Source organism: Algoriphagus boritolerans DSM 17298 = JCM 18970 (assembly GCF_900108085.1).
Classification (GTDB): Bacteria; Bacteroidota; Bacteroidia; order Cytophagales; family Cyclobacteriaceae; genus Algoriphagus; species Algoriphagus boritolerans.
In genome coordinates, this window is the sequence record NZ_FNVR01000020.1 from 47,346 (window position 1) to 60,763 (window position 13,418).

The window sequence follows — 13,418 nt, forward strand, 5'->3', positions numbered from 1 at the left end:
AAAACGCAATTCTTATGTCAAATTATGCCACACCGGGTGTTTACATCAAAGAAATTTCAACCTTACCTGCATCCATTGCAGCGGTAGAGACTGCTATCCCGGCTTTTATCGGTCATACTGATCTAGCCACTAAAAACGGTGAACCGATAAGAGGTGTCCCCACCCGGATTACCTCCATGCTTGAGTATGAATCCATTTTCGGATTTGCTCAGCCCGAATTGATAACAGTCGCGATTCAGGACGCCTATATCGGAGAGAATAACCAGCCTGCAAAACTTAGCGCTCGCACAATCAAAGCCATTCCACCGGCGACCACTAGCCGATTTAAAATGTACTATAGTCTCCGGCTGTTTTTTGACAATGGAGGAGGGCCCTGCTACATCATTTCTGTCAATGATTTCGATTCGCCTCCCTCTGTGGGCGACAGCACAACACCTACCAGCCTGTTGGGAGGATTGGCAGCTTTAGAAAAAGTAGATGAGCCCACGATGATCTTGTTTCCTGATGATCTGACATTGGCACAGGGTAAATCTGTATATGAGGCTGCTTTGGCCCAATGTGAAAAACTAAAGGACCGCTTTGTCATTCTGGATGTGAAAGAAGTCTCTACAGATCCATTTGCTGATGCGGAAGCTTTTCGGAACAACGGAATTGGTTCTGGCGATCTCAAATATGGAGCAGCCTACTACCCTCATTTAAAATCTGCGCTGAATCTCAGCTATGATTCTTCCTCTGTGACCATCACGCAAGCTCATACTTACACGGGTACAGGAACTTCAAATCCTGCGATAACAAATCCTGCCGATGGATCAACCCTTGTGGCACTTGCTACTGCGGATCCCAGCCTTCATCGAGCCATCCTCTCTGAGCTGGGTAAGCTCTATGTGACAGTTCCTCCTTCTGGGGCGATAGCTGGAGTCTATGCACGTGTCGATAGCCAACGGGGAGTCTGGAAAGCCCCTGCAAATGTGGACATCCGGTCCATCATTGGCCCATCAATCAAAGTATCCAACGAACAACAGGCTTCCCTGAATGTGGATGCCTCCTCCGGAAAATCTATCAATGTAATCCGATCTTTCACAGGAAAGGGAACTTTGGTTTGGGGAGCCAGGACCCTGGCTGGTAATGACAATGAATGGCGGTATGTACCGGTACGACGACTCTTCATTTTCATCGAGGAATCTGTAAAGAAGGCCACCGAATTTGTGGTATTCGAGCCAAATGATGCCAATACCTGGCTTCGTGTCAAAACAATGATTGAAAACTTTCTCGCTAAGCTTTGGCGAGATGGTGCGCTCGCAGGTGCCAAACCGGAAGAAGCATTCTTTGTAAGAATCGGTCTTGGAATCACCATGACAGCACAGGATATACTGGAAGGCCGAATGAATGTCGAAATCGGACTGGCGGCCGTACGACCTGCTGAATTCATCATCCTGAAATTTTCCCATAAGCTTCAGGAATCCTAATCACTTTAATCATCAAAACTTTTAAAACCAATAGATCATGGCAGTAGCATATCCATTATCCGTCTTTCATTTTCAGGTAGAATGGGGCGGCACACGCATCGGTTTCACGGAGGTCTCCGGCCTTACCATTGAGCTTCAGTCTATAGATTACCGGGAAGGAAGCTCACTGGAATATCACGTGAGCAAAATGCCTGGCATTCCTCAATTCAGCAATATCGTTTTGAAACGAGGAGTTTTCCGCGCCGACAATGAGTTTTTTCAATGGCTCAACACCGTGAAAATGAATAAAATCGAGCGGAGAGACCTCACCATCAGCTTGCTCAATGAAGAACACGAGCCAGTCATGGTCTGGAAGGTAAAAGAAGCCTGGCCCAGCAAGGTGGAAGGCCCAACACTTAATTCAACCGGAAATGAAGTGGCAATCGAGACCATCGAACTTTGCCATGAAGGATTGGCTATCGAAACGACTTAAAGCATGGCCATTTTTCATCCGCCGACGGGTTTTCATTTTCTAGTCCGACTGGAAGGGCTTCTGCTCAAATATCCCGGGCTTCCTGACATTGGATTTCAGGAAGTAGGGGGACTTAGCGTAGAAATCGGAGTGGAGGAATATGCTGAGGGCGGAGAAAACAGATTCAAACACCGCATGCCTGGGCCAATTACCTATCCCAACCTGACGATGAAAAGAGGAATGCTGAGTGGAAGTCAGGCAGTCAAATGGTTCAAGGATTCGGTAGAAGGTTTTCAGTTTGAGTCGCATGACATCACGGTCATTTTACTCAATGAGGAGCATTTGCCACTCCAAGCCTGGAACTTCATCAATGCCTGGCCGGTCAAGTGGAGCATCGAAGGGCTCAACGCCATGGAGAACTCCCTAATGATTGAGTCCATTGAATTTGCTTACCAATATTATCGAAGGATTTCCCCCGGAGATATTTTACCATTCTGATTATGCCCATAGAAATCAAAGAACTCATCATACGCACCACGGTAGATACGGCGGAGGAAAAGCCCACGGGATCTTCCAAACCCCAACCAGGAACTGAATCCATACTACTTGGAATCCAAGAATTAACCCGCTTGATCAAGGAAAAAAACGAACGTTAATCCTGAAGCTATGGCCCTAAAAGACATCTTTTCTCCATTAGGAGGACTGGAAAAGCTGAAAATCACCGCATTTTCCGATGATCAGTATAATACCTCCACAGAGACCTATGTGGTGATGTATAATCCTACAGCTTTCAGTCAGGAAATCACTAACAAATGGATTCCCGAAGAAGGCCTGACCGACGGTGCCCAAAACCAATTTAAATCCAATCAGTCCGAAGGAGTTTCCTTTGAGTTTTTCTTTGATGCCACCGCCGCTTCTCCTCCGGGTAAGGACGTTCCTGGGGATGTGAATCTCTCCTATTTAGGCGATAATAAGCCCAATCTGGATCGAATCAGTGGAAACAAAATTTCAGCTTTTGACCTGATCAAAGAAGATAAACATGTGGATCGGGCGATCCAAAAGTTTCTGGAAATCACACAGAAAATCCAATCGCCCTCTCACAAACCAAATTTCCTTCAAATTAACTGGGGTGCATTTCAGTTTCGCGGAGTTCTTGAAAAGGCCACGATCAATTACAAATTGTTCAATGGGGCCGGACTTCCGATCCGGGCCACCATTGCAGCCAGCTTCAAGCAAAGCATTTCCCGGCAGGAGCAAGCAGCCGAAGCGGGGCGAACCTCTCCCGATCTGACTCACATTCGGGTAGTAAAGGCGGGAGATACGCTTCCCATCATGTGCTTGAGAATCTATGGTACTTCTGAATACTATCTCGAAGTCGCCAGGGCAAATAAGCTCACAAACTTCCGCAATCTCTCCATTGGCCAAGAAGTCTTTTTTCCACCGCTAGCTAAATCCTAAATCCATGCCTCTAGTACCTGTCAACACCGAAACTAACCCAAGCCTAGCCACCTACAAGATTTTTTCTGAAGGTACCGAGTTGCCTGCGTCTGTAGGTGTTGCTATGATTTCAGTCCAAAAAGCCATAAACAAAATACCTTCAGCCCGATTGGTTTTATTCGATGGGGATGTTTCCGAAGGAGATTTTGAATTAAGTGGAGGTAATCTTTTTGTGCCTGGAAATGAAATTGAAATCAAAGCTGGATACAATGCCATCGAAGAGACCCTATTCAAAGGAATCATCATCCGGCATGGGCTGGAAGTGTCGGAAAAAGCCTCCAAACTGTCGATAGATCTCAAAGACCCTTTTGTCAAAATGACTGTGGGACGAAAAAACAAATACTTTTTTGATTCGAAAGATTCAGAAATCATCGAGGAAATCATCGGTTCTTATAGCGGACTGAGTGCTGAAATTGAAGCCACAGGAGTGACTCATCCCGAAATGGTCCAATACTATGTCACTGATTGGGATTTCATTTTGACCCGGGCAGAAGTAAACGGTAAAATTTCACTCGTCGAAGACGGTAGCCTAAAAATCCAAAAACCGGAAACCAGCGCAGAAGCCAAACTGGAGCTTCAGTTTGGGGTCAATGTCGTAGAGTTTCATGCAGAAATGGATGTCCGTACACAGTACTCAACGAGTAAAAGCATAAGTTGGGACCTTGCCAGTCAGGAACTCAGAGAAGCCGAAGCGAGTGACCCGGGCATGGACTTTCAAAGCAATCTGAGCGGATCACAGCTAGCCGATGTGATCGGACTGAGTGATTTTCGCCTTCAGCACAGCGGAGGATTGGATGATCAGGAGTTGCAGGCTTGGGCTGACGCAAAGCTAATGCGCAGTCGTCTGTCCAAGATTCAGGGTCAAGTCAAAATTTTAGGGGACAATACGATCAGGCCGGGTGACATGGTTTCGCTGACCGGTTTTGGTGACCGGTTCAACGGTAAGGCATTCGTTTCCTCGGTGTATCATGAGATTTCACCAAATCGAAAATGGTACACCCATCTGGGCTTGGGCCTCGATTCACGGTTCATTTCCAGCCTATACGATGATGTTTTGGATGTACCTGCTGCGGGTTTGCTTCCTGCCATTCAGGGCTTGCAAATTGGAAAAGTGACCTCACTGGAAGACCCTTTGGGGGAAAATCGAGTGAAAATTTTTATCCCTATCATCGATCCTAGCTCGGAAGGAACCTGGGCAAGATTGGCTTCACCTGATGCAGGAGAAGAACGTGGGATTTTCTTTATGCCGGAAATCGGAGATGAAGTAATTGTCGGATTCGTCAATGAAGATCCGCGTGATGCAATCATTTTGGGCAAACTCTATAGCTCTGCAAAACAAGGGCCCTTCACCCAGAATGACGACAATCATCAAAAGGGAATCGTAACCCGGAGCGAGCTAAAGCTGGTCTTTGACGATGAGAAAAAGTCGATCACTATCGAAACCCCAAACGGAAATAAAATAATAATCAGCGATGAGAAAGGAAGTATTCTCCTGGAAGATGAAAATGGCAACAAAGCATCCCTGCGTGCGGATGGAATCACATTGGAATCTGCCAAAGACATCCTAATGAAAGCTTCCGGAGATGTCAAAATCGAAGGAACAAATGTCGAAGTCAAAGCTTCGGCACAGCTCAAGGCAGAAGGCGGAGCCGGGGCTGAACTATCCTCTTCTGGAAGCACTGTGGTCAAAGGTTCAATAGTTCAAATCAATTAAGTTATGCCAGCAGCAGTCAGAGTCACAGATACTACCAATCACGGAGGAACCGTCATCGGGCCAGGAGTCCCCACTGTATTAATCGGCGGAATGCCGGCCGCAGTGCTGGGTGACAACCACGTCTGTTCACTTCCTCCAAATTCACATCAGCCAACTACAAGTCCATTTATTCAGGGAAGCACAACGGTATTGATTGGAGGAACGCCGGCTGTGCGGGTTGGTGACACCTGTGTCTGCGGTGCAGCGGCTGTAGTAGGCGAACCCACAGTAATCATCGGATGATATGGCGGAGAAAAACACATTTCTGGGACGGGGATGGGCTTTTCCGGTGACATTTCTTCGGGAGGCAAGTCAGGTAAGCCTTGTGGAAAACGAAGAAGACATTCGCCAAAGCCTGATTATTCTGCTCAATACCACCGTTGGGGAGCGGGTCCTTCGCCCGGAATATGGAGCTAATATGGAGGACTTGCTGTTTGAAGCGCTTAATGTCACTACAGCAACGATGATCACCAACCGGATCAAACGGGCTATCCTGTTTCATGAGCCTAGAGTGAAAGTGGAGGAAATCGACATGAGGCCGGATTTCCAGGAAGGCCGCATCGAAGTCCTGATCAGCTACATCATTATCTCTACCAACAACAGGCAAAATCTGGTCTATCCCTATCTTTTCATTGAAGCCACAGACGTACCCAAATGAGCACTGACCGCTGCCATAGCATCCAAGTACCCGGAAGCGGAACCAACCGCGGCAACAGACTTTTGGAAAGTCTGTTGCCGAGCTTTGTAGCTGTGGATGGTCGAAAAATCGAGGACTTGAAAGCCTATGCATTAGGTTTGGCGACTCAGCTTAAGTTTAGAATCTTAAAAGAAGATTTGACTGAAGATTGGGATGGAGATTGGGCTTCTTTTTTCAAAAAAGAAATTGATCCCGATCAACAGACTGATCCTCACTACGCCCTTTTTCTGGCTTTCTTACAGAATTATCTTTTGGCTCAGGATGACCTTAATAGCTTGACCAAAAGCCATTTGGACTTTTTCTATCGGGATGTTTTAAGGTTGAAGGAAAAAGCGGCGGAAGCTGATCAAGCCTATCTCATCATCCAATTGGCCAAGCATGTCGCTGAGCATCTTTTGCCAAAAAACTCCGAATTCAAAGCCGGAAAAGATGATATCGGTAAAGAAATCCTGTTCAAAAATCACAAGGCCGAAACACTAAACAAAACTGAAGTTGCATCGATCAAGGCCTTGTTCAAAGATGAAAACGGCAGGTTTTACAAATCTCCCATCGCCAACTCTGCGGATGGTTTGGGTGAAGAAATTCTGAACGCGGATGGCCGTTGGAATCCTTTTGGCAGGCCAAAGAGCCTTTTTCCTACTTCAGATCGGCAGTCAGCGATTTTGGGTTTTGCAGTAGCTTCACCTACTTTGACATTGGCAGAAGGATTTCGAAAAATCTCCCTGACTTTACATTTGAAGCCCCAGGAAGGTCTGATCGAAAAGTTGAAAAGCCTCCACCTGAATTCCACTTTTAGATTTCTCCTCAGTGGAGAAAAAGAATGGATCGAAGCAGAAATCGGCTTCCCAAACTCAGAGGCGAATGTTGACGCCGAAATCCTGGATTTTTTAAATAAAGCTAAAGCCTGGCCGGATATAGCAGGCATAGAACCTCAGTCCGGGCCGGTTTTGGACAATCCGGAAACAGGAAATCACCGCCCTTTCATGGGCTATGACATCGGTGAGATTACCGCTAAAAATATTCTAAGCAAACGGGCTACTTTACTCAATAATAAGTTTGCCAATCTCGACCAGGTAGAATCGGTTCGGGGAATGGGCGAGGATAAAATGGCCGACCTCAAATTCACCTTCCGAACTCAAAAACATGAATTGAAGGACCTCGGAGCAAATGGCGTTGAACTGATTCTAAAATGCCATTTGGTTCCTGACCAAGATGCAGTAGTAGGATACAAAGAAGAAGTGCTCCTTCAAAAATTCCGAACTGATCAGCCGGTCTTAAAAGTCGAATTGGCTGACACCATCCAAAGTTATGCTTACCCGATTTTGCAAGGAATCGAACTTTCATCTGTCAAAATCCATGTGGATGTCTCGGGTGTGGAAAATCTGGTTTTACAAAATGATCAGACCACCTTGCCCGTTGGGAAAAACATCCATCCTTTCGGTTTCAGACCTGTCCTAGGTTCAAATTTTTACATCGGTAGTAGGGAAGTTTTCAGCAAAAGCCTGGAAAATCTAAACATCCACTTGGAATGGCACGGCTTGCCTTCTTTGGGATTTTCGGATCATTACTCCGAATATTCTCCGGTTAAAACAAATGCCTCCTTCCAAGTCAAAGCGTATTTTTTGGATGACCGATCCTGGGGCAATTCTAAAAAAACCATCCACCTTTTCACAGGAGCCGGGACTCCCGCTACAGTTCAAAGCTATTCCCTAAGTTCAGGCGATTTGGGAAGCATTGGGCCAGAACCTGAATTGGAGGAATTCATCAGCTGGTCTCCTGCCTCAAAAAGAGGTTTTCTGAAGCTGAGCTTATCAGGAACTGATTTTGGCCACAAAGAATACCCCAATCTTTTTGCCTCGAAGGTTATCAAAAAGCTTGATAACAAAGAGGAGGTGCTTCCCAACGAACCTTACACTCCGGAAGTAAAAAGCGTAAAACTAGACTACACCGCCTCAGACTCCTTCAAAGCCGGAGAAAGTGATTGGAATTCATTTTTCCATATCAGTGCATTTGGGGAAGCAAAACAGGCTTTAAACCCAGGGCTTTTAGTACCGGATTACCTAGATGAAGGCTATTTGTTGATTGGCTTGAAAAATCATTTCCCCGGTCAGTCCATCCAGCTGCTGATCAATGTGCTAGACGGAAGTGCAAACCCTGAGAAACCCGTACCGACTGTATCCTGGAGCTACCTCAGCGGAAATGAATGGAAAGCATTCGATAAGCGGGATGTCGTTTTGGATGAAACTAACGGTCTGATTCAAACGGGACTTATCGGATTTACCATGCCTCGCGCAGCTGATCAATTCCACACTATCTTGGATAGCAATATGACCTGGCTTAGAGCAACAGTTGTAGAAAACAGTGATGCCATTCCTGATTTCACGCATATCATCGCTCAAGCTATTCGGGTGACATTTGAGGATTTTGAAAATGACCCGAATCGCCTTGCCATTGCTCTTCCTGCCAAAACCATAGCAAAGCTTAAAAACTCCCAAGCCCAAATCAGCAAAATAGATCAACCCTTTGCCTCATTTGGTGGTAAGACCGCCGAAGCTTCAGAGGATTTTTACACCCGAATTTCCGAGCGACTCAGACATAAGCAACGTGCAGTGACCCGTTGGGATTACGAGCATCTGGTGCTGGAGTATTTCCCTGAAATCTATCAGGTCAAAGCACTCAATCATACCGAGTACGACGGCAATCTGGAAAATTACCGAGCCCTCGCTCCCCGGCACGTGACCGTCGTCTTGGTGGCTAATGTTCGAAACAAAAACGCGATCGATCCACTACGACCCAAGGCAAGCGTGGCTTTGATCGCTAAAGTCCGGGAGTTCATTTCAAAAATCTGTTCAGCAGGAGTCTATTTTCATGTGGTAAATCCCGTCTATGAGGAGCTGCAAGTGAAAGCTAATGTGCGGTTTCTGGCCGGCGTAGACCGTTCACTTTTTACAAAAAAGCTTGAAGATGATCTGAAAACATTCCTTTCCCCTTGGGCATTCCAAAGTCCGGAAACATTCACTTTTGCCGGAGAAATTCACAGATCGGTGGTCTTGCATTTTGTAGAAAAACTGCCTTACGTGGATTATTTGACCTGTTTTGAGCTGTATCACATTATCAAAAATCCAGTGAATGGGGAAATTATCTCCAAAAATCAAGTAGAAGAAGCCAAAGGAAGTACGGGAGTTTCGCTCTTAGGGTCTGTAGGATCGATTGGAACCTATGGAGATCATTTGATCACAATTTTGGAAACGGAGGATTGTGAGTGCGCAGACAATGAAGTGCCTGCGATCCTTGACATCACCTCCACGGAAAGTTCGGACATGGATGAAGCTTTTGACACCTAAGGATATGCAGGAATCAATCACGATATCGAAAGCAAAACCGGCAAGTCCTGCCATGGATTTTGAGCTGCTTCGCAAAGAAGCCATCGCTTACATTCAGCGCCTTTCCGGCAAAATCTGGACGGATTACAACACCCATGACCCTGGAGTCACAATTTTGGAAGTGCTCTGCTATGCCATCACAGACTTGAGTTATCGGGCAAATAAACCGATTCAGGATTTGCTGGCGGATGAATCCGGCTCACTGGCTAACCAGTTTTTCAAAGCGTCTCAGATTCTTCCGGGAAAAGCCCTCACAAGTGAAGACTTCCGAAAGCTTATCATGGATGTGGAAGTAGTTGAAGAAGTCGAGATTGATGGTGTTCCGGAAAAAAGATTTACTGGTGTAAAAAATGCCTGGCTGACCCTCAGGGAAAGTAATGAGATCAAAATTTTTCCGGATCGAAAGGCCAAAAAACTGGCTTATATCCCCTTTCCCGCTTCCGAAAAAGCACTTCGGTTAGGAATACTTTACGATGTGCTACTTGAGTTTGACACCACGGATGAACTGGGCGATCTGAACGAGAACAAGCTCAGCATGGAGATAGCCATTGATGCCCATCCGGATTTGGCTGGAGTGGTGATCGATGTTCAGGTCGAGTTTCCGCGCTGGGACGAGGACATTGATTGGGAAGACAAAACGGCTATCCGAAAGGCCATTCAGGGTATTTCTATCCAGTTTCAGAATGTTCCTTCAGGCTATGAGCTTACTTACAAACTTTCCCCTACTAACTACATTCAGCTCAGCGGCACAGAATTAACTCCAACAGGTCTGGAAGAAATCGAAGGAATTGCCGCCATCAATACCTTGGTCAACAATTTTGTGTTCAATGACCCTCAGGGAATTCTTGCTTTTTACCTGATCAAAATTGAAAAAATCAGGGAAGTGCTCTCCGAAGTCAAAAAAACTCTGAATGCCAATCGAAACCTGTGTGAGGATTTTGTGTCATTTCACGCACTTCGGGTGGAGGAGATCTTAGTCTGTGCCGATATCGAACTTAGTCCGGAGGCGGATGTGGCGCTGACAGAAGCCAGGATTTTCTCTGTAATAGGTGATTTTCTTTCCCCTCAGATCAATTTTTATGATTTGGAGGAGATGCTGCATCGCTGCAAATCAGGAACACTTCCAGTAACTCGAATCCAGCAAAATCCTGCCAAAATCTGGATGAAACTTGATCCGGATGCCTTTCCAAAAGCCGGCTCCATGCTAAGCATCATCGGCTCAGGCAATAATGCAGGAACCTATCAAATCCTGGAAGTCAAAGTGGCTCCAAAAGAGCTCGGATTGGTGGAAATCTTGGTTTCACCTAATTTTTCAAGCCCGCTGATACGGGAAGATGATCGGGTTTACTTCGGAGATTGGGAAGCGAGTCAATGTTTGCCCACAGAAGAAATCTTCGAAGGACCACTGCTGAAGCACGGTTTTATCGATGGAAGTGAGTTGGCAAAAGCAGACAGAAAGTCCAAAATCCATGTCTCAGATTTGATTCACCTGATCATGAATATTGAGGGAGTATTGGCAGTGAAAAGCATACAGATTGCCAACATCCCGCAGGATGATCCGGAAGGAAAAATTCCTTCAAAAAGCGTGAAATGGTGTCTCGATCTGGCAGTTGCCCAGAATTATGTGCCCAGGCTCAATTCCGAACTCAGCAAGTTGATCTATTACAAAGAAGGACTTCCTTTCAAGGCAAACCGGGAGGAAGTCGAAGATCTTTTGGATGAAATCCAGAAAGCCAAACGCCCACAAAAAATCCGGTATCCGCAGTTAGATTTTGATGAAATCAGAGGTGAATTCGCCGATTCAGGAAATTACTTTTCCATCCAGAATGATTTCCCCCTGGTCTATGGCGTGGGCGAAGAAGGAATGCTACCTAGAGGAGAGGGCCAACCAGAAGCCTATCAGGTCAAGCAGCTTAAGGCCTTTTTGCTGGTATTTGATCAGATTTTGGCAAATTATCTAGCGCAATTAGCTCATGTACGGGATCTTTTTTCCATTTCTCTGGAAAAGGATGCATTTGGAAATCCATCCATTTCTCAAACCTATTTTTCTCAAAATCTGGAAAATTTGGTTCCGGATACTGCCGATCTGTGGAAAGATCTTGCCGGGCTTGAAGATATGTTGAACTCTCTTTCTGAGCCAAAAGAAAAATACCTGGAACGGCGAAACAAGTTTCTAAATCACCTTTTGGGGCGGTTTGCCGAGCAATTGACCGACTATGGCATGCTCACTGTGAGGCTCAGTCCTGAGAAAGGAAAAGAACGACTGATCGAGGATAAACTCCATTTTCTCAATAATTATCCCCAAATCAGTGCAGAACGCGGACAAGGATTTGACTATGCGATTCCGAAGGAATTCTACCATATCGACAATTTATCAGGCCTGGAAAACAGGGTCGCGGGCCTTTACGGAATCCGTCAAAAAGAGTCGGACTGGCTGATTTTCAGTTCAAGATTTGAGTTTTCTGAAACTGGTGGAGCATGGATCATCCTGATTTTGGATGCCGGGGATCAGCCACTTTTTGAGATTTTGGAAGCGTTCAGCTCTTTGGATAACGCCAAACTGAGCTTGGAAAAGATTCTTTTGATAGCAGCTGACCCAAGTAATTGGGGAATTGCAGGAACTCCAGGTGATCTGGTTCTGGAATTGTTCCTCGATGATGAAATCCTGGGCGAAAGCGTCAAAAAAGATTTTTCATCCGCCGAGGCAGAACTGGCTTTAGCTGAGATTCAGGAGATCTTTTTATCCGAATTCATCCAAAATCCGAGAGCAAACCGCAAGAATCTAGGCTTGGGCTTGAAGGATTGGTATGAATTCACCATTACCCCTTCGATGGCACCTGCACCTCCCAAGTATGTCATTGATTTTGAGTTTTTCGATGCGCCGTTTGGGAAAGGCACAAGCATTCTTTCAGGAAAAATCGAGCAGGAAGTCGCGGATGCAGTTTCAGAAGATGAACTTCAGAGTCTTGCCGAAACCCGAATCAGAGAACATATTTGGGATATTTTGGCTGCGGGATATAGACCAAGTGGCTACCTTTTAGACGCTGATAGTGAAACTCCATACCATTTCTCAATTATAGACCCCATCCGGGGAGGTATATTGGCAAAAAGTACAGCAAACAACTTCAATGCACCCCTTGCCGCTCAACTTTTAGATGACACTTGGGGAGAAAGTTGGTTGATCCAAACCGGATTTGAACCTATTCCGCTCACCTTGGCGACTGCCTTGGTTCAGGGTTCGAAAATAACACTTACCGCTGATCAAACTCCCACAAAAGGGGACTTGATTCTTTTCCAAAAATCACTTGAAATTCTATCAGTCGATGTAGAAAAGCAGGAATTAACAGTTGATGGTAACCATCTTTTAGTGTTTTCTCAGCTTTCTGAAATTACGATCAGGAAAGAACTGGATGAAGATGATCTTTTCATCGACTACCCGATTTTTAAACTCGAACAAGTTGACGGGAACACAGTAATTACCACTTCAGTCAAACCAAGACAGGACCTGGAGGGGGCCGAAATCCTGATTTCCCGAAGCTTTGAGGTGCTTTCTGTCAGTGGAGATGATTTTATGGTTGCAGGTGGAGAAGAGATCAAGGCTATGGAATCGATGCAAGCCTTTTTCCAAAAGGAATTTTTCAGCCACGAAGGAACACATCTGATCGAGCATATACTTCTTCGACCAAGGCACAACAGAAAATACAAATTTGTCGATGATTCCAACGTCGTAGTCACTGAATTGATCCAGGACAGGTTGTTGGATCCTCACTTTCAGGAAGAGTGTGAATGCACACTTGACGATCCCTATACCTGCATTGCGCACGTCTTGCTGCCTTTTTGGGCGGGAAGATTTACCAGTAGGGATTTCCGGAGATTTCTGGAAAATAAATTAAAAACCGAAGCTCCAGCACATGTCTTTTTGACAGTCTGTTGGATCAGCCCGGAGCACATGGAGGAGCTGGAGCAAGCCTGGAAAATCTGGCTGCTTGAATCGCTCAAAAACCCACAACATCCCAAGAAACTTTCAACAGCACTTTCCCAACTGATTGAGATTTTGGAAAAAGTCCGAAACGTCTATCCATCCGGCACACTTCACGACTGTGCAGAAGATGACACACTGGACGATGCCATTATTCTCAATTTTTCATCATTGGGGGAATTTTAAACCTAC

10 protein-coding genes are annotated in these 13,418 nt (G+C 45.7%); all 10 read left to right on the plus strand.

Annotation, left to right across the window (positions count from 1 at the left end; translation table 11 throughout):
- Nucleotides 1-14 precede the first annotated feature (14 nt).
- The 10 genes from C4S61_RS15520 to C4S61_RS15560 are packed head-to-tail and all read left to right on the plus strand — an operon-like array spanning nt 15 to nt 13,412.
- Nucleotides 15-1,466: a phage tail sheath family protein gene (locus C4S61_RS15520; RefSeq protein WP_103925719.1), complete on the plus strand. Its 1,452-nt coding sequence runs from the start codon at nt 15-17 to the stop codon at nt 1,464-1,466.
- A gap of 37 nt (nt 1,467-1,503) precedes the next feature.
- A complete protein-coding gene (locus C4S61_RS15525) occupies nt 1,504-1,938 on the plus strand; it encodes a phage tail protein (protein WP_103925720.1) in 435 nt (144 codons plus the stop codon).
- Nucleotides 1,939-1,941: 3 nt separating this feature from the next.
- Complete coding sequence (locus tag C4S61_RS15530; protein WP_103925721.1) at nt 1,942-2,415, plus strand: phage tail protein; 474 nt, start codon at nt 1,942-1,944, stop codon at nt 2,413-2,415.
- A 2-nt stretch (nt 2,416-2,417) separates the two neighbouring features.
- On the plus strand, nt 2,418-2,573 hold the full coding sequence (locus tag C4S61_RS21890) for a DUF5908 family protein (protein WP_160111261.1): 156 nt from the start codon (nt 2,418-2,420) through the stop codon (nt 2,571-2,573).
- 10 nt (nt 2,574-2,583) lie between these two features.
- Nucleotides 2,584-3,375, plus strand: coding sequence for a CIS tube protein (locus C4S61_RS15535; protein ID WP_103925722.1), 792 nt, complete (start codon nt 2,584-2,586; stop codon nt 3,373-3,375).
- Nucleotides 3,376-3,379: 4 nt separating this feature from the next.
- The gene (gene vgrG, locus C4S61_RS15540; protein WP_103925723.1) at nt 3,380-5,128 is read left to right on the plus strand and encodes a type VI secretion system tip protein VgrG; all 1,749 of its coding nucleotides are present in this window, start codon (nt 3,380-3,382) and stop codon (nt 5,126-5,128) included.
- A gap of 3 nt (nt 5,129-5,131) precedes the next feature.
- Complete coding sequence (locus tag C4S61_RS15545) at nt 5,132-5,410, plus strand: PAAR domain-containing protein (RefSeq protein WP_103925724.1); 279 nt, start codon at nt 5,132-5,134, stop codon at nt 5,408-5,410.
- Nucleotide 5,411: 1 nt separating this feature from the next.
- A complete protein-coding gene (locus C4S61_RS15550) occupies nt 5,412-5,825 on the plus strand; it encodes a GPW/gp25 family protein (RefSeq protein WP_103925725.1) in 414 nt (137 codons plus the stop codon).
- Nucleotides 5,822-9,208: a baseplate J/gp47 family protein gene (locus C4S61_RS15555; protein ID WP_103925726.1), complete on the plus strand. Its 3,387-nt coding sequence runs from the start codon at nt 5,822-5,824 to the stop codon at nt 9,206-9,208. The genes C4S61_RS15550 and C4S61_RS15555 overlap by 4 nt, the downstream gene beginning before the upstream one ends.
- A complete protein-coding gene (locus C4S61_RS15560) occupies nt 9,189-13,412 on the plus strand; it encodes a hypothetical protein (protein ID WP_103925727.1) in 4,224 nt (1,407 codons plus the stop codon). Before C4S61_RS15555 ends, C4S61_RS15560 begins: the two co-directional genes overlap by 20 nt.
- Nucleotides 13,413-13,418 lie beyond the last annotated feature (6 nt).